This window comes from Achromobacter sp. GbtcB20 (assembly GCF_019091095.1).
Classification (GTDB): Bacteria; Pseudomonadota; Gammaproteobacteria; order Burkholderiales; family Burkholderiaceae_B; genus Achromobacter; species Achromobacter mucicolens.
On sequence record NZ_JAGXJZ010000421.1, the window covers coordinates 1 to 303 of the forward strand.

At 64.7% G+C, this 303-nt stretch carries 1 pseudogene; it reads right to left on the minus strand.

Going from position 1 to position 303, the window contains the following annotated elements:
• A pseudogene (locus KVT32_RS29595) lies at positions 1-303 on the minus strand (D-alanyl-D-alanine carboxypeptidase); the annotation flags it as partial.

A 303-nucleotide genomic window follows, 5' to 3' on the forward strand; every position in this document is an offset into this window, starting at 1 on the left:
GCCGAAGATCGAGGCTTCCGGCACTTCTTCCAGCGCCACGACCGGCAGCACCAGCAGCGGCTTGCCATCGACCATCATCTTCAGGGTGCCGACGCGGCCGTTCTTCGCCAGCGGGGCGACCAGCGGGTCCTTGCGCTCGAGCACAGGCTTGAGCTTGCCGGCGACGCCTTTCGGCACCGTCACCAGGACGTCGTTGGTGAAGCCGACCTTCACGTTCGATTGCGAACCCTTCCACACTTCCGGCGTGGCCACGGCCTGGCCCTTCGAATACAGCTTGACCGTGTCGAAGTTCTGGAAGCCCCA